This window comes from Methylocaldum szegediense, assembly GCF_949769195.1.
Taxonomy (GTDB): Bacteria; Pseudomonadota; Gammaproteobacteria; order Methylococcales; family Methylococcaceae; genus Methylocaldum; species Methylocaldum szegediense.
The window spans coordinates 2,763,785-2,780,266 of the sequence record NZ_OX458333.1 but is presented as its reverse complement, the minus strand read 5'-3'; the positions used below and the strand labels follow the sequence as shown (position 1 = coordinate 2,780,266).

Below are 16,482 nucleotides of genomic sequence, written 5' to 3'. Positions count from 1 at the left end.
ACCTAGCGGGGCGCAGACGGGAGGAACACAACTGGCCTGTAACAGTGTCCAACAGTCAATTTTCAGGGGCCGAAGGAAGTCTTTACAGACAGCTATTTAGAAGGGGCACACCAAGTCGCTCTTTAACGATTAGACTTTCGGTTGTTCAAAGCCGAAACATCGGCATGCGAGAAAGTCGAGGAACATAGGTCATGGCCGATACCATCCCAGATATCCTCCGTTCGGTCCGTGAAGCCGAACAAACCATGCGGATGCAAGCCGAGCGACTTCGCATCGTTCAAGACCAGGCCCCCGTCGGTATCTGTGAAATCGATCTGGAAGGCCATTACCTTCGTGTCAACGACCGCTTTTGTGAAATTACGGGGTATACGCGCGAAGAACTGCTCACCAAGCGTTTCCAAGACATCACGCATCCCGATGATGTCGTCGCCGATGTTGAAGCCCTTCGGCGCCAAGCTCACGTGGAATTCCCCTACAGGGTAGAAAAACGCTACATCCACAAGAACGGGCATATCGTGTGGATCGAGCTCAATGGTTATATCGTTCGCGACGAGCAGGGGCAGCCACTATTCGGGGTCGGTATCGTCCAGGACATTACCGAGCGTAAACAGGCGGAGGCGGCGCTACGAGAGGCCGACCGGCGCAAGGACGAATTCCTCGCCATGCTCGCCCACGAACTCCGCAATCCTTTGGCGCCCATCCGCAACGCCGTCACCATCATGCAGCGACTCGATGGCTCAGACCCCAAGCTGCACTGGGCGAGAGAAGTCATTGCACGACAGGTGAATCACCTGACGCGGCTGGTCGATGATTTGTTGGATGTATCGCGCATCGTGCAGGGAAAGCTGACGCTGCAAAAAACAGACGTGGATGTCGCCACCCTGATCGAGCACGCCGTTGAAGAAAGTCGACCCTTCATCGAACTTCGCCGTCATACGCTCACAGTTTCCGTACCGCCTGAACCGGTGAGGGTAAACGGGGACAACGTACGTCTGACGCAGGTCATTGCAAACCTGCTCGACAATGCCGCCAAGTACACGCCGGAAGGCGGTCGGATCTGGTTGCGCGCAACCCGTGAAAATGGAGAAGCGGTCATTTCCGTGAGGGATAGCGGCGAGGGAATCGCACAAGATTTGCTGCCTCATTTGTTCGACCTTTTCATTCAAGCCGAAAGCACCCTGGACCGCGCCAAGGGCGGCCTTGGATTAGGCTTGACCATTGTGCGAAACATCGTAGGCATGCACGGGGGGCGAGTGGAAGTGAGCAGTCAGGGCCCCGGCAAAGGCAGCGAATTCGTGGTGCGTTTGCCGACGTTGATTTGAGCATCGCTGGCCGGGGTAGCTCGAGAGTGAAAATCCCGCTTACCGGTAATACTTCCCGAACCGGTTCTCCAAAAAGTCTTCCAGCCGAAAGCTCTCCTGCTTCACGAAGCCTCGGTAGTGTTCAGGTTGGCTCAAGACCAGATCGACGATCGCGCAGACGGCGGATGCGGTGGTCACCTGTATGGCCGACCACAGCTTTCCATGGATCGTCTGAGGATAAATTTTTTTCACGTAGTTCTCTTCGTACAACTCACCGCGTTGCTTGCCGCTGACCGAGACGTAGATCAGCACTACGTCCTGCGCGGTCTTGGGGATCGCGTTTTCGAGGATGCGCTTGAGGGTTTCCCGGTCTTGGTTCAACTTGAGGTCGCGCATCAGGAAATGAATTTTCTCGCAGTGGCCGGGATAGCGCAGGGTCTTGTAGTTCAGCGTCTTGACCCGGCCTTTGTAGGTATCGGCTAAGGTGCCGAGGCCGCCCGAGGTGTTGAAAGCCTCGTAGAGTAGCCCGTCGATTTCGATGGTTTCGTAACCTTCCAGCGGCATCAGGACGACTTCGCGCCCGTCTTCGAGGCCATAGCAGAAATTGCTGTATTCGTTGATCAAGCCGTCGGTGGACCAGGTCAGCGAGTATTTAAGAGCGTTGCTGGGGTGCACCGGCAGCGCACCGACCCGTAGCTTTACGGTGTCGAGTTCCTTGAAGTGTCCCATCAGGTCGTTCGCCACGATGTTGACGAAGCCGGGTGCGAGGCCGCATTGCGGGACAAAAGCGGTTTCCGCGCCCTGGCTGAGGTCCTGGATGTAGCGGGTGACGGCGACGTCTTCGGTAAGATCGAAATAATGGAGACCCGTTTCACGGGCGTATTCGGCCACGAGCGGATTGCAGTAATACGGCAAAGCGGAGATGACTGCCTCGCATGGGTAATCCGACAAGGCATGGCGTAACCCGCTTCCTTGGATCGCCTCCAAGGTGAAGGTGGTCAGGTTTTGCCTGTCGACATCTTCGGTAGCCCGCTTCAGGGCGTTTTCGTCGTGATCGGCCAGATAGACGGCATAGTCGCCGGAGCGGGAAAGGAGACCGGCGATCAAGGAGCCGATAGTGCCGGCGCCGAGCACGAACACGTGTCGCATACGTTTTTCTCCGTGGAATGCCATACCTTCCCTTTGTCCGTCACTTAGGATATCGACGGCCGTCCTTCGGTTTCAGGAACAGCGCGTCCTTAAACCCAGCAACGGAGTTCAACCGCCTCGATGGCGTAGTAACGCCTCATCGCTTTCCGCCAATCGTTCTTCTACCGGTTTCAGCGGTCGGGTGCAACCGCTGCCTGCCCACTCGCACGGGAACCAGCTCACGGTCCTGTTCCTTTTCAATCCGAAGGATGCGGTGGCTTTCGCAAGCCGCATCGATCGCAAGGCACGGCCAGGGTGTCAGTCCCTCATGGCCGGGCGCGAAGTCGCCCGGCCTTTCTATCGGTTGGCCGCAGCTACGCCTTCGCCCTGCACCGAGGTGCGAATGACGTGGGCCGCCTGTTCCGGCAGGAAATAGTTGTAGATCGGGGCGGAATGGAGCGGATTGTCAGGCTCGTACGGAATATCGTACAGAGCGAAAAACCGCTCGGCCAGCGCCGGGCTCATTTCGCGGCGCGACACCAGTTCCAGGAGCTTCGCGTTCTCGATCACGGTTTCCAAATCCGCGCCGTAGGACTTCAATGCCTCCCGAATCCGTTGTGGAATCTCGCGGTTCCGTTCCGGCCGAGTAAACACCTGCAACAGCAAGCGATCGGTGTAATCGCCCGTCGGGGTCATGATGGCGACGCCTTCTGCTTCCAAGGTATGCATGAGCTTGGACAGGCCGACCGCGACCCGCCGTCCTTCTTCGAACCGCGTCGCCCGGATCGCAAGATGGTGGGCGGTATAGCCGTAAACGTGGTTCCAGTGCTGGATGATCTGGGTGGGATTATCGGCATCCGACTGATCGATGAACAGCCGCAGCACTTGCCCGTTTTCCAGGATCTTGTAAAGCACGTAGGCGTTCCAACCATCCTCGAACTGGTAGAAGTCCTCGCCTTCGACCTGTGAGGGTACATAGCCGTGATGGCGGCGCAGGTTCTCCACGACCCGTTCGGCGTCGCCACGTGCGGCTGAGCCGCAGCGGATCGCGAGATGATCGAAATGGACCGTCCAGCCAAAGCGCGGTGCGATTTTCAGTAAGGTCAGGTCGGCCTGGCTGTAAAGCAGCGATTCGACCGCCTTGACTGCTACGTAGACGTCGAACTGGCCGACCCAATCGCCGATCAGCTTCGCGTCGGCATCGCTAAGAAAACTGCGGGCACGGGCCAGCAGGCCATCCAGAAACTCGTGGGCGTAGGGATCCACATGCTCCATCGCGCCTGATAAGTCTTCTTCGAATGGCTTCGACCGCCGAGCGTCGCGATAGGCTGTCAGCAAGCCGTCGACGGTCTTGATCCCGTGAAAATAATGGCCAGCGGTCATCGGCTGCGGCTCTGCCTCGAAAGGCGTCAAGTCGATGCCGGCCATCCGGCCGTCGGGGCGCGGCACCAGAAGCTTGCCGGGATGATCCGGGTCGGCGCGGAGGGTGGTGGGACCCGCAAGTACTTCGCGGACTAGGTCGTGGGCAAGGTCATCGTGTAGATTGGACATTGCAGGACCTCTCAGCCTTTGTAGGAGATATGACTAGCGGCTGGACAGCGTCAGCCAAGCATTCGGCAACCGCCACCGCAGCTTGGGCTCGATTCCATGCGGAAAGGGATTGGGATGGATGCCGAATTTGGGTCAGAATACACCTTTAGACAGCCGAAGTCTCGGAAGGTTGAGGAACGCATCCGTTCGCCCGAACCTCTTCCTCCCGCCCCGAATCCAACCGGAACGAGGCGCTGCGCCTCGACAGGGAGTTGCCTATGCACACCTACGAAATCGTTTCCCGGAATCGACTGTTCGAGATTTTGCACCTTCAGGACGTCAATATCGGTAGCTACGCCGCCTATGAAGGCTGGCTGGAAGCTCCGAATGCTCCGCGTCTGAAATCGTACAACCCGGCCACGGGCGAGGTTATCGCCGAGGTCACGCTGTGTTCGGAAGCCCAGTATGAAACCGTGATGGAAGAAGCCAAGAGAGCTTTCGAGGAATGGCGCCTGGTTCCGGCGCCCAAGCGCGGCGAACTGGTGCGTCGAATCGGCGATGTGCTGCGCGAACACAAGGACGCATTGGGCAGCCTGATTGCCCTGGAAGCGGGCAAGATCAAGGCGGAAGCGGACGGCGAGGTGCAGGAGATGATCGACATGGCTGATTATGCCGTCGGGCTGTCGCGCATGCTATACGGCATCACCATGCCTTCCGAGCGCCCCGGGCACCGCCTGTACGAGCAATGGCATCCGCTCGGGCCGGTGGGCGTCATCACCGGTTTCAATTTCCCGGTGGCGGTGTGGTCTTGGAACGCCTTTATCGCGGCGGTGTGCGGCGATACCGTGGTGTGGAAGCCTTCCCCGAAGACCCCTCTTTGCACCGTGGCGGTTCAGCGCCTATGCGATCGAGTCACGGCGGAGATGGGGTATCCGGGTATTTTCTCCTGCTTCTTGCCGGAAAATCCGGAGCTGCTGGACCACTTCGTCTGCGATAGGCGGCTACCGCTGATCTCCTTCACCGGTTCCACGGCCGTGGGCCGCCAGGTCGCGGTGAAAGTCGCGGAACGGCTAGGGCGGAGTCTCCTAGAATTGTCCGGCAACAATGCCGTCATCGTCGACGAGACCGCCGACCTCGATCTCGCGGTCCGGGCCATTCTGTTTGGCGCCGTGGGCACGGCCGGCCAGCGTTGCACTAGCATTCGGCGGCTGATCGTCCACGAGAGCATCTATGACGAACTGATCGACCGTCTCGTCAAAGCTTACGCTCAGGTGCGGGTCGGTGATCCCCTGGACCCTTCGACCCTCATGGGCCCCCTCATCGACCAGACGGCGGTCGAGGCGTATCGCCAGGCCGTGGAAGAAGCCCGCCGTCAAGGCGGTGAAGTCCTTTACGGCGGACGGGTGCTTGAGCGGCCCGGCTGCTTCGTGGAACCCACGCTGATCCGGGCGGAAAACCACTGGGATGTTGTCCAGCGGGAAACCTTCGCGCCTATCTTGTACGTGATGAGCTACCGCCATTTAGAGGAGGCCATCGCCATGCAGAACGACGCGGCGCACGGTTTGTCCTCCGCACTGTTCACCCTGAATCTCCGAGCGGCCGAGCGATTCCTGTCGGCTTCGGGCAGCGACTGCGGCATCGCCAATATCAACGCGGGCACTTCGGGCGCGGAAATCGGTGGAGCATTCGGCGGCGAAAAAGATACCGGAGGCGGCCGCGAAGCGGGCTCCGATGCTTGGAAGATGTATATGCGGCGCCAGACCAACACCATCAATTGGGGTGAGGGCTTGCCGCTGGCCCAGGGTATCTCGTTTTTCGAAGCGGATCCTGGGCAAAAGCGGTAGTGGGGCCGGTCGAGTGCCGGGAACGGCTGCCGCCATTTCCCGGCTCATTTATTTCGGTATTCGAGCGAATGTTGATTGTGTCGGTGGGATAGATGCGCCCTCACGACCTTTTTGTAGCTTAGCGAGTTCGGCGCGCCATAACCCTTCGGACAACCCCGAATGGGTGGGTACGCCAAGCTTGTCCTGAGTCAGCCGAAGGGCCTACCCAAGCTCAGTCGAAGGATCTACCAAGAGGAGTCCTGGGACCGCCCCACACGAATGTCTCATCGAACGCAATCTGGAATACGGCTTTTTTGCCAGCACTCCTCAATGATTAGCGCCGGTTGGAAAGACGAGCGCATCCTGTACGCAATTGAACTTCGACGGCGGTGTGTTCTGCGTATCCTTGGTGCCCAAAGGTCCGCAGATGAAGGTCTGGTCGAACTGCTGCGTCACGATATGTTCCGTTGTGGGATTGCCATCGGCGTCCACGCTGGTCTTGTGTTTAAGGGTTCCGGCGATGTGGAACCCGTAGATTCCCGCTTTGTTGGGCCGGAAATAAATGTTGTAAACATTGGGCGTCCCGTGTTTCTGTTTCACGTTGCCGGCCGCATCGGGTTCGTTTTGTGCCGTTGGATAGATGCTTTTCTGTCTTTTCAGGACCAGCTTGCCGTTCTTCTCATCGTAGTACTGCACCTTCGCCGTAGTGAGCTTGACCTCGTCGCCGGCACCGGTATTGACGGGTTCCGTTTTGGCCGTATCGTGAGCCGCATCGGGGTGGAACGAGAGGGTCAGATTGATGCCGTTGACTTCACCCGTCCAGGCTGGCTCGTTGACGAAGCCCGTGGTGATCTTGAAAGTGCTCGGAACCCCGTTGCAGTCGGTGATGTCCACGCCATCCGCGTTGCCGCACAGGTAACGGGATTCGTGCGCGCTGCCGGTTTGCGGGAGCGTGGTGACGAGCGCGACGGCGCCTGCGAAAACGATGACTTTAGGATTTCTATTTTCGTTCCTCATTTCGAGATCTCTCTTGAATCGATCATTGAGAACGGGGGTGGCCGTAAGAAGGCGTCGGCAGAGAGCTGCCGGCCTTCGCGCGCCGCACCCTACCGGTGGATGTCGTACCGGCAACGGTCGCTGAGGCACATTCAATGCCAATGCCCGAAAGCCCCGTGTGGGCTGGCTTACGCGCAAGGAGAAACCGGCTAATCTGGGCGAAATCACTCAAGACGGTATGGCATATCGCGCATAGTGAATGCCTGTTTTGGGGCGATCGCGTGATTTGACGCAATCCTGCCGGGATCGAAAGGACGGACGCGAGCACTTAACGGCTGTCGGGCGTTTGGTTCGAATGTTTCCGCGACAACGCTTTGGCGGTGAACATGGCCAGATCGCAAAACAGCTCTTCCGCCAAAGCTTCCCGCTCGGCTTGCGGCCGCGCCAGCAGCGCTTCGACGCGGGCGAGCATCGCTTTCCGCTCCTTGGGCTCGGTTAGCGGCGAGAGCCGGTCGAAAAGCAGTCGATGAGCGGCTTTACGTTCCATCACCTCGATGCCGTCCAGAATCTGGCGGTGCGAGGTGCCTTCCCAGATCAGCAGGATCATTGCTTCCCGAAGCCAGCGTTCCACCCGCTGTTCGGCCAAGGTGCCGATTCCGCCGTGAACCTCCATTGCCCAGCGGGCGGTTTGGACTGCCAATTCGGCCGTCCAGTATTTGGCGAGATGCGCCATGAGGCGAAACAGATGGTAGCGTTCGGAATAAGGCGGCGTTTCCCGCCAGACCTCGTTCAAGCGTTCCACTGACTCCCAGGCGAGGGCGAAGGCCGCTTGTAGGTCCGTCCAGCACCGTTCGAATTGCCGACGCAGCAGCGGATGTTCGACGACGGGCTTGCCGAACGCGCGCCGGTTTTCCGCATAGCGCAGGGCATCGCACAGCGCACGCTGGACCAAGGCTGCGCCGGCAATGGCGTTCGCCACTCGGGAGATATTGAGCGCTTCCAGGATCAGGTAAATGCCCCATTCAGCCTTGCCGAGCAGAAAACCCTCGCTGTCCCTCAGCTCCACTTCGCCGGTCGGAACCGAACGCGTGCCGATCTTGTCCTTGAGCCGCCGGATGAAATAATTGAGACTCCCGTCCTCGCGGCGGCGGGGCAGCAGGAACAGCGCCAGCCCTCGAACGCCGGATGGTGCCCCCTCGGGCCGCGCCGCCACGACCGCGAGCTCGGCTCCGACATTGCTCGCGAAATATTTGTCGCCGGTCAGCCGCCATCGGTCTCCGGCGGGTTTCGCGATGGTCGCGACCGCCGCACCTAAATCCGAGCCGCCCCCAATCTCCGTCATCCAGGTCGCTCCCTGCCAGACGGCATCATCCTGGCGCAGGAGCAGCGGCAAGAAGCGTTCTCTCAAGGTCGAATCACCGTATTTTTCGAGCACTGCCGCTGTCGAGAGCGAAACCGTATAAGGGCAATACAGGCCCGGATCGTGGAAAGCCGTGATATAGCCCAGTTCATAAGCCGGCAGCATCGATCGTTCTTCGAAAGCCTGCCAAACCGCACCCGCCCGGTAGCCATGTTCGAGCATCCGCCGATAGTCGGGCGGATAGAGCATCTCGTCGATACGGTTGCCGAATTCATCGAACATGCGCAGCCACGGGGTTCCTGCTCTGTCGACCGCATCCGAGATCGGCCGGCCTTCCGTTTCCCACCAGGACGCATAATCCCGGAGGAACGTCGCCTCCGGACGAGGACCGAGCATCAGATTCAGGAACGCTGCCGGTGAACGGACGGGTTCAAGCATCATCGTTCGTCTCCTTGTTTGGGTATCCATGCGATGATCCGGAGCGGCGCGCCGCTGCCACCTTCGATCTTCATCGGCAAGGCTACCACCGCGGCTCCGGTCGCCGGCAATTCGCCCAGCCGGGCAAGGTTTTCGAAGATTGGAATGCCTTTCTCCGCGAGTATCCGGTGGGTCTCAAAATGCGTCGACCGACCGTAATCGATGCTTGCGGTATCCAATCCGACCGCTTTGACGCGGCGCTGTTCCGCCAGCCAGCGCGCGGCGTCGGGAGCGAGACCCGGGAAACGGAGTTTCGCTACCGCCGCCTCGCCTCGCTCGGCCGTACCCAGATACCGAAGGGGGTCCGGCCAAAACCGATCGTATCCCGTACGCAACAACACGATCGCCTGTTCGGGTATCCGTCCGTGGTCTTTTTCCCAGGCGGCGAAATCGTCGCGGCTCACTTGGTAATCGGGATTTGTGGTGGCCTTGGACGAGACATCGACGAGCACGGCGGGACCGGTTAGCCGCTCGAGCGGAACCCAGTCAACCGGGAGGCCGCGTTCGAAAAAATGGCTCGGGGCGTCCAGATGCGTTCCGCCGTGCTCCGCCGCCTGGAACTGATAGGCTTCGTAATGAAAGCCTTTCTCGGTCGTGCCGACGAACACGGGTTCCAGATGGAAGGGTAGCGACGTCGGCCAGTACACCGTCTTATCAGAGAACGAATGGGTGAGGTCCACCCAGCGGCCGGAAGACCACAGTCCGTTCGGTGACGCACAGCTCGCCAAGACCAGCAGAAACGCCGGTATGGTCAGGCGCTTCGCAAGGAGGGTAGTCCAGATGAATGGGAATCGAAGGGTATCGCGCATGGTTTGGTACCTCGATGATCTTTGCGGATCGTCTCTTGACGGCAATTGACCTGGATACCATGATTGGAAACCAGGGACAGCAGGTTTGTAGACTGCTCTTCTTCACGTTGTTTGGGAAGGGATTCCATGAACGAGTCATCATCCATTTCCGTTGCCGGGTCGGGTGCGCCCGACCGCAAGCGAGACCGATCTCTCCATCCGATAAAGCGGGCCCGTCCAGCGACGATAGGAGAATGGCCCTTACGCGGTGGGGAAGGCGGCACGATTCTGTGTTTCTCATCGCGCGTTCGCGACTCTCGCGCCATTGAGCACCCTGCGATCTCCCTCGACTTATGAAAAGGCAGCCTGAAAGCGGGGCTTTCGTGGGCGATCATGCCCCGCGAGGAAACGATCGGGAGCCGGCATCGAGGCAGCGATTGGCTGAGATGAAGACGGGGCCGGCCCAAGCCGGTCCCAGCGTCGCCCGCTTCGACCCATCATCGCTCGGCGATATGTGCCGCGGTTCGGTCACCGTTCTCGACACCATCGAGGATATCGAACATTACCGCGAAGCCATCGAGGAACTGGCGGAGAAAACCGCTCATCCCAACCCGTTCTACGAGCCCTGGTATTTTTTGCCCTTGCTCAACGTCTCGCAAAAGAATCGGCGATTGTGTTTCCTATTGGTCCACGGGACCGATGACGACGGCTCGGGGACGCCCGATACTCTGATCGGTTTTTTCCCGTTCGAGCAGAAACGCCTTCATCCCCTGTGTCCGCTGAGTTGCCTGTGCCCGTGGCGGGATACGTTTTCTTGGACGCTGCGTCGCACGCCGCTGCTCCGCGCTGGAGCGGTCGGCAACACGCTCGCGGTGCTGGGCAACTGGCTGGTGAGTCGGCGGTATGCCCCGAAAATTCTTATCCTCGACGACCTTCCCGACGGCAGCATGATCGTCGACGCGGTCGAGCGTTGGTTCGCGGGGGACCCGCGGTTGTGCCATGCGCTTGAAATCCACGAATCTCACCTCTACCGCCGACAATCGGATGCCGAAACGTATTTGGCGCGCGTGCTGTCGGGCAAGCGCCGCCGGCATCTGAGGCGCCTGCGCCGCCTGCTCGAGGAGCTGGGACCGGTGCGGGTCGCCGATGTCGACGAATGCGAGGATATCGACCGGTTGATCGACGAATTCATCGCCCTGGAATCCAGCCAATGGAAAGGCAAGCTCGGCACCTCTATGGCGTCTACGCCAGAGGGCGCGGCGATCGCCAAGTCCGTTCTCAAAGAAGCGTATCGGCGCAATCGGCTTTCGCTACTCACCCTCCGGGTTGACGACAGACTGGTCGCGGCGCGCAGTGCCTTCGTCGCGCCGCCCGGCTGTTTCGGGTTCAAGATGGCGTACGACGAGAGTCCGCCCTATGCCCGCTGCGGTCCGGGTTTCTTGCTGGACCTCGAGGGGATTCATCGCCTGCACGACAATGCCAACCTACTGGGTGCCGGAATCGAGTGGTTGGACAGCTGCGCCGCCGAAACGGCGGCCCTGCCGCTCAGCATGAGGACGGAAGCGTTGAGGCTGCATCGTTATCTGGTCGCCGTGCGCGGCGGGGTCGTCGAAATCGTAACCCGCCGGTATGCACAGGTCGTCAAGGTGCTACCCTGGAGAATGCGCCGGCTGTCGGCGTTTTAGACGCCGATGTCTTCCCGCCGCAATTCCGGAAGAGCCTCGATGAAGCGAGATATGAGCTGAATACAGGCGGGTCGTTGCGCCCGTCGACGACAAGGACGCGCGACCGAAGCGGTTCCTCTTCGCCCCTGAAGGGTTGGTGATCGTCGATTGAGCTTAGCCGGCTCGAAGGTTTGAGTCGGCTCTAAGGCGGAGCGACCGAGATGCTTTATGAGTTGCGATCTTCGTCCCCGGCACAACTCATTTTCAGATCGTCGTGCGATCATGGCTTTCGTAGCCCGGTTCTTGGGAGTCCATTTCAGACGACAGATCCTTCTCGATCAAATACAAGAAGCTGTCAAATACCTGTAGTAGGACACCGCAGATCGACAGCGCGAACCAGGCGAAAATGACGAAGCCGTAATGCAGCGGCGCAACGAAAATCTCCTCCATGAACCAGAAGGTGTGGCCCCATTCGTTGTAACCGACGTTGGGCAGCAGCGTGAACGGGCCGACCACGGAAAAGAGGTAGGGTACGGACAACCCTTTGGCGAAATAAGGCAGGCGCGTCTTGGCGTATAAAAAAGCCCCCCAGCCCGTGATGATGTACACGGGATAGCTCATATAGAACACGATGATGTGATTCGGTGTGAAGTCGGTATCGCGCACCACCGTCTGGTGCCAGGTCGCATCTTGTTCGGTGAAGAAGCTTGTTCCCCAATAGAATGCCCATCCGTAGGCGGCCAGCCAGATGAGGTGCGTCAGGTTGCGGCGCAGTTCCTCGCGCGGGGACAAGGACACTAGGCCGCGATCGCGGGTCTTCCAGGGCATTTCCGGTAGGGTGTTATCTTTCGCCCTGGACAATGCCGTTTCGGTCTTGATGAAATGGGCCCAGTATCGCTCCAGATTTCGATCGCGACTACGCCACAGCCATCCCCACAGACCTGCGGCCACGAGCGTTTCCACCACGATTTCCACGTAGAAGAGATTCATCCAATAGGTCTCAAACTCCGGAGAGAAAGCGTCCAGCCCAGTCGACCACGCGTAAGCGCCTTCGTACCAGCGAGCCGCTAGGTATACGCTCGTATAGCCTGCCAACACGATGGCCAGTCGACTCCAACTGAACAAAGGTGGTTCGTTCGGGGTGGCCAAGGTTTCGGTTTGTTTCGATGTCGTCACGAGCCCACCGTTCGGCGGTTCGAAAGTTCTTAACTTGGACCCCGGCGTTTGAAAAACACTCCCGAACTTGATTAATCAGGCCCGTAAATACCCTCCTGGAATTTACGGGCTGCCGCCCAGGCCGGCACACGTCCAGCCTGGGCTCATGCGGCTTGTTACCGCGTCGAGGCGTCCCATGCCCGGATTAAGCCGGCCGATATTGATAGGCCGGGTCAATGAAGCACTTTCAGCACCACAAGGGAGATGTCGTCGTCGAAGGGGCGACCGCGGCAAAAGTTTCCGAGTTCGTCGACGATGATCTGGATGAGCTCTTGAGGGGACGCTTGAGCGTGTTCGACTACCAGGTCGCAGAGGCGGGCTTCGCCGAAAAATTCTCCTTGATCGTTCCTGGCTTCGGTAACCCCGTCGGTATAGAGAAGCACGGTATCGCCCTCGTTCAGGGCGAGCGTTTTTTCTTCAAAATCCACGCCCTTTTGAACGCCCAGGATGAGCCCGTCGGCGTCCAATTCCATGCAATTCCGGGTGCCTTTGCGCACCAGCAGCGGCCGATTGTGCCCCGCGTTCGCGTATCGGATACGGCGGGTACTGGCATCATAGCTCAGATAAAACATGGAGATGAAGAAGTTGGCGCGGTTCAAATCCTCGAACAGAAGGTCGTTCAAAGCCGCCAGCGTTTTTCTGGCGCCGTGACGTAACCGTGCTTGGCCTTTGGTCATCCAGTGGGTTCCCAGCTTTAGGATGCTTCGGGTCTCGGCCATGATCAGCGCGGCGCCCACCGAGTGTCCCGACACATCGGCGATCACCACGTCGACACCTTCCTCGGTATTGAAGTAGTCAAAATAATCACCGCCGACATGGGCGGCGGGCAGACAATATCCCGCGATCAAAGCGCCGGGTAGGTGCAGCGGAGCCTCCGGCAAGAGGGACAGCTGGAGCTGCATCGCGATCTCCATTTCGTGGCGTTCTTCCTCGATGCGCCGCAATGCAGTGACGTCGGTTTGGGTGCCGATGAAATGCGTTACCCGCCCATGTTCGTCTCTCACCGGAGAGATGATGAGCTCGTTCCAAAACGGTGTGCCGTCCTTACGGTAATTCTTCAGCGTCAAGTGGCAATCGCGCTCTTCCCGAATCGCCTTCCGAATTTCCTCCACCGCTTTCGGATCGGTGTCCGGTCCTTGCAGAAAGCGAGGATTCCAGCCGATCACTTCGTCGCGGCTGCGGCCTGTCATTTGGATGAAAGCGGGATTGGCATAGATGATGGGGTTTCCTGGCTGATGAGGATCGGTGATGATGATGCCCACGCTGGATGCTTCGATCGCCCTATCCCGAAGTCTCAGGGCATCTTCGAAGCGTTTGCGTTCGGTGATGTCGTGATCCACCCCACGCCACTTGAGTAAGCTACCCCGGCGATCGGAGAGCGGGATGCCGGTGGACTCGGTGAACACTTCGCGGCCGTCCTTGCTCCGATAGCGGTTGACCAGGCGAAAAAAAGGCTGTTCGCGAGCGATCAGTCTCGGCGCCAGTGCCGCGCAGCGTTCCCTGTCTTCCGGGAAAAAGAGATCGTAATAGGGCTTTCCGATGATTTCCTCGACATCGTAGCCGAGTATGTCTTTCACCGCTTCGCTGGAGTAGGTATAGCAGCCGTTGGCGTCCTGTTCCCAGATCCATTCGCGGGTCATATCAGCGATCTGGCGGAACCTGGCTTCGCTTTCTCGCAAAGACTCTTCCGCGACTTTGCTTTCGGTGATGTCCTCGATCATGTCAACGGCGAACTGGAGTTCGCCTCTGAAACCGTAGATCCCGGAAACGATCTTGCGGACCCAGACCGTTGTCCCGTTTTTGCGGATGAAGCGTTTGTCCAGGCTGTAATGTTTGTACTGCCCTTCGATCAGCCCCTTGAACCGCTCAACGCTGATCTGGTAATCCTCCGGGAAGCTTAAGTCGAAGATCACCTTACCGTGCAGTTCCTTGGCGCTAAAACCCAGCATTTCCTGGAGGGCGAAATTGCACTCCCGGATACGCCCCTCCCTGTCCAGGAGCGCGATGCCTATACCGGCCTTTTCGAAGATCGTCCGGAAGCGGGCTTCGCTTTCCCGCAAGGCGATTTCGGTGAGCTTGCGTTCGGCGATTTCGGCGCGCAGGGTTGCCCCGGTCGCTTCCAGGGCGGAAGTTTGTGTTTTCAACCGCTTTTCAAGGTCTAAATGACTTCCCCGCAGCGTTTCCTCGCTTTGTCTCAAGGCGGCGATGGCCTGATCCTTTTCGCGGCAGATTTCGATCAGGCGCCGATTGGTCCGTGCCAAACTCTCGTTGAGCAATCTGAGTCGCGCGATAGTCTCGTCATTGCCGAGTGGCGCTCTCTCGAAAGGCGCCAGCGCCTCCCGAAAAAACTCCTCCGCCTGCAACTCGAGATCCACGCCTTCCCCCAGCGACGCGGCATCAGCGGAAAAGTCCGTGAGCACTTGCTCGTGAATTTCAGCCAGAGCGGAAAGACTGAGGTTTTCCGCGATGGCCTTGCGTCCCAGCCGGTAGGCCCGCAGCAGAGGGTTCCCCTCTACGCCGGCCAAATAATCCCGCAATGCCGCAGCGTACTGTGCTGCAAGCTCGCTGTTGACCGTTATGTCATTCATAGTTTGACTCCGAGACGCTGCCGCGCGGCGTTTGGTTACCAACACGCCGCATCGTGACGGGACGAAACGATCGTCTGGCTTATTGGACTCGCGAACCGGCACCCAATTCAATCGGCCCCGCGGATGGTCGGGCAGGAGGCTGGCCGGGATTCATCGCACCCATTTGACCATTCTGACGGTCGTGCCCTTGCCGACCTCGGACACGATCTCGAACTCGTCCATCAGGCGCTTGGCGCCCGCGAGGCCCAGCCCGGCTCCGCCGCCCGTCGAATAACCCTCCTGCATGGCCAACTCGATATCAGAGATGCCCGGTCCTTCGTCACGAGCGAGAACCAGAATGCCTTTCGCATCGTTCTTTTCGATAACGTCCAGAACGATTTCTCCTTTTCCAGCGTATTGAAGGATATTGAGCGCCACTTCCGAGATGGCCATGGCGATAAAGCTTTGCTCGACCGACCAGAAGCCCAGCCGAGCGGCCAAAGATCGCGCCTCGCGCCGGGCAGTCAGGATTTGCGCTTCGGAATCTATGGGTATGCGTATGCTGTCGGTCATGAACGCGCTGGTCCGTTCACTTGAATCATTCATATCGAAGTGAATTCCTCCTTTGGCTCGGTCCGTAGAGGCGAAGCGTTCACGGCCCGAGCAATCGGATTATCGTCCGCTATCCCGACCGGCGATGCCAGCATGAGTGGATTTTTGCAGCTGCGCGTTCTATCCGCGGCGGATCAACGCCGCCAATATGAATCCGGCAATGACGTTCCCGCCAATACTCACGAGTAGCTCCCGATTGAAAAAAGCCTGTGGTTGCATCTTGCTAAGTTTGGGATTTTTGTGCTTGACCGTGAACTCGACGGTTCCTGCGGCGATGCCTCGCGCAATTGCCTGTACCCGCTCGAGAACTTCGGCCTCGGTATGCAGGGCGGGATGGTATTTGATCAGAAAGGTTCCCGTGGTGATGTTCGGTTCGGCGTGATAGATTCCCTTTGCCCGATCATCCTTGAGAAGGCTTTGCTTGAGCACCTCGGCCAGAGTCCGCTTGTTCTTGATCAATGGCACCCGGATGCGGATTCGGGCCGGAACCCTGTTGTGAACGATGGCGATCGTTTCAGGCATTGCGTGCCTCTCGAGCCAAAATTAAAGATAGATGTGTTTTGGGCGTGCTTAATCCTCAGACACGAAAACGCTTGAAGAATGCCGCACGAGGCTCGGCAGTCGACGGGTGGAATCCGGGGACGCCGCACTCTCGGACAGTCTGTCGCGCTGTTCCGCAAACGCGCGAGCCTGCTCAGCATCGCTCAGAGCCGTTCCGAGCGGGCGTTTTCCCCGAGCTTTTCGACTTTGTTCAAGACAGTCTTGTCGAAAGGGTACTCGAGCTCGCTGGGATAAGCTCTAAATCGCCGAACCGGTGAAACAGGGTGATCGGTCTTTCTCGGATCGGTGCGGCGATATTTCGCCCGGCCACGCCCGTCGTCCGGAACGACGTGTTTCTATTATGCATAAAAAAAGCCGGGGTTCTTCAACTCCGGCTTTTCAAGCGCGTCGAGCGTATAGTTGGCAAGCGTTCATTGCCCGTCGTTCTTGTTGATTCGTTCGTAGTTCTTCAGGCAGAACC

Annotated in this window: 12 protein-coding genes; 3 read left to right on the top strand and 9 right to left on the bottom strand. The window is 58.9% G+C overall.

All coding sequences use genetic code 11. The features are described 5' to 3' along the window. Positions 1-191: 191 nt before the first annotated feature. A complete protein-coding gene (locus tag QEN43_RS11815) occupies positions 192-1,322 on the top strand; it encodes a sensor histidine kinase (protein ID WP_051331902.1) in 1,131 nt (376 codons plus the stop codon). Positions 1,323-1,361: 39 nt separating this feature from the next. On the opposite strand, the gene QEN43_RS11810 is transcribed toward QEN43_RS11815, so the two are convergent. Both QEN43_RS11810 and QEN43_RS11805 read right to left on the bottom strand, forming a co-directional pair. After that, positions 1,362-2,450, bottom strand: a complete 1,089-nt coding sequence (locus QEN43_RS11810; RefSeq protein ID WP_026611304.1) for a saccharopine dehydrogenase C-terminal domain-containing protein — start codon at positions 2,448-2,450, stop codon at positions 1,362-1,364. Positions 2,451-2,786: 336 nt separating this feature from the next. Continuing rightward, positions 2,787-3,980, bottom strand: a complete 1,194-nt coding sequence (locus QEN43_RS11805) for a hypothetical protein (RefSeq protein WP_026611305.1) — start codon at positions 3,978-3,980, stop codon at positions 2,787-2,789. A 257-nt stretch (positions 3,981-4,237) separates the two neighbouring features. On the opposite strand from QEN43_RS11805, the gene amaB reads away from it, so the two are divergent. Further along, on the top strand, positions 4,238-5,803 hold the full coding sequence (gene amaB / locus QEN43_RS11800; protein ID WP_036269141.1) for an L-piperidine-6-carboxylate dehydrogenase: 1,566 nt from the start codon (positions 4,238-4,240) through the stop codon (positions 5,801-5,803). Between the two features lie 306 nt (positions 5,804-6,109). Here amaB and QEN43_RS11795 read toward each other — a convergent pair whose 3' ends face one another. The 3 genes from QEN43_RS11795 to QEN43_RS11785 all read right to left on the bottom strand — a co-directional run bounded on the left by QEN43_RS11795 (position 6,110) and on the right by QEN43_RS11785 (position 9,424). Next, positions 6,110-6,799 carry a hypothetical protein gene (locus QEN43_RS11795; protein WP_026611307.1) on the bottom strand — a complete coding sequence of 230 codons (690 nt, stop codon included), beginning with the start codon at positions 6,797-6,799 and terminating at the stop codon, positions 6,110-6,112. Positions 6,800-7,106: 307 nt separating this feature from the next. Continuing rightward, positions 7,107-8,579, bottom strand: coding sequence for an acyl-CoA dehydrogenase family protein (locus tag QEN43_RS11790; protein ID WP_202901167.1), 1,473 nt, complete (start codon positions 8,577-8,579; stop codon positions 7,107-7,109). Beyond that, the gene (locus tag QEN43_RS11785; protein ID WP_084162241.1) at positions 8,576-9,424 is read right to left on the bottom strand and encodes a cyclase family protein; all 849 of its coding nucleotides are present in this window, start codon (positions 9,422-9,424) and stop codon (positions 8,576-8,578) included. The genes QEN43_RS11790 and QEN43_RS11785 overlap by 4 nt, the downstream gene beginning before the upstream one ends. 425 nt (positions 9,425-9,849) lie before the next feature. On the opposite strand from QEN43_RS11785, the gene QEN43_RS11780 reads away from it, so the two are divergent. After that, complete coding sequence (locus QEN43_RS11780; RefSeq protein ID WP_235726734.1) at positions 9,850-11,088, top strand: GNAT family N-acetyltransferase; 1,239 nt, start codon at positions 9,850-9,852, stop codon at positions 11,086-11,088. Positions 11,089-11,331: 243 nt separating this feature from the next. Here QEN43_RS11780 and QEN43_RS11775 read toward each other — a convergent pair whose 3' ends face one another. The 4 genes from QEN43_RS11775 to QEN43_RS11760 form a co-directional block, all read right to left on the bottom strand. After that, positions 11,332-12,243 (bottom strand): methane monooxygenase/ammonia monooxygenase subunit C, encoded by a 912-nt coding sequence (locus QEN43_RS11775; protein ID WP_317963257.1) that lies wholly within the window; start codon positions 12,241-12,243, stop codon positions 11,332-11,334. A 212-nt stretch (positions 12,244-12,455) separates the two neighbouring features. Then, positions 12,456-14,870 carry a PAS domain S-box protein gene (locus tag QEN43_RS11770; RefSeq protein WP_051331903.1) on the bottom strand — a complete coding sequence of 805 codons (2,415 nt, stop codon included), beginning with the start codon at positions 14,868-14,870 and terminating at the stop codon, positions 12,456-12,458. Between the two features lie 150 nt (positions 14,871-15,020). Beyond that, the gene (locus QEN43_RS11765) at positions 15,021-15,455 is read right to left on the bottom strand and encodes an anti-sigma regulatory factor (RefSeq protein ID WP_235726663.1); all 435 of its coding nucleotides are present in this window, start codon (positions 15,453-15,455) and stop codon (positions 15,021-15,023) included. A gap of 126 nt (positions 15,456-15,581) precedes the next feature. Next, positions 15,582-15,983 carry an HMA2 domain-containing protein gene (locus tag QEN43_RS11760; RefSeq protein WP_317963256.1) on the bottom strand — a complete coding sequence of 134 codons (402 nt, stop codon included), beginning with the start codon at positions 15,981-15,983 and terminating at the stop codon, positions 15,582-15,584. Positions 15,984-16,482 lie beyond the last annotated feature (499 nt).

Bases quoted from the DNA above. Each gene is read 5' to 3' on its own strand.
- QEN43_RS11805 (WP_026611305.1), bottom strand. From the start codon at position 3,980: ATGTCCAATCTACACGATGACCTTGCCCACGACCTAGTCCGCGAAGTA.
- QEN43_RS11790 (WP_202901167.1), bottom strand. From the start codon at position 8,579: ATGATGCTTGAACCCGTCCGTTCACCGGCAGCGTTCCTGAATCTGATG.
- QEN43_RS11780 (WP_235726734.1), top strand. From the start codon at position 9,850: ATGAAGACGGGGCCGGCCCAAGCCGGTCCCAGCGTCGCCCGCTTCGAC.
- QEN43_RS11815 (WP_051331902.1), top strand. From the start codon at position 192: ATGGCCGATACCATCCCAGATATCCTCCGTTCGGTCCGTGAAGCCGAA.
- QEN43_RS11765 (WP_235726663.1), bottom strand. From the start codon at position 15,455: ATGAATGATTCAAGTGAACGGACCAGCGCGTTCATGACCGACAGCATA.
- QEN43_RS11795 (WP_026611307.1), bottom strand. From the start codon at position 6,799: ATGAGGAACGAAAATAGAAATCCTAAAGTCATCGTTTTCGCAGGCGCC.
- QEN43_RS11760 (WP_317963256.1), bottom strand. From the start codon at position 15,983: ATGCCTGAAACGATCGCCATCGTTCACAACAGGGTTCCGGCCCGAATC.
- QEN43_RS11785 (WP_084162241.1), bottom strand. From the start codon at position 9,424: ATGCGCGATACCCTTCGATTCCCATTCATCTGGACTACCCTCCTTGCG.
- QEN43_RS11810 (WP_026611304.1), bottom strand. From the start codon at position 2,450: ATGCGACACGTGTTCGTGCTCGGCGCCGGCACTATCGGCTCCTTGATC.
- QEN43_RS11770 (WP_051331903.1), bottom strand. From the start codon at position 14,870: ATGAATGACATAACGGTCAACAGCGAGCTTGCAGCACAGTACGCTGCG.
- amaB (WP_036269141.1), top strand. From the start codon at position 4,238: ATGCACACCTACGAAATCGTTTCCCGGAATCGACTGTTCGAGATTTTG.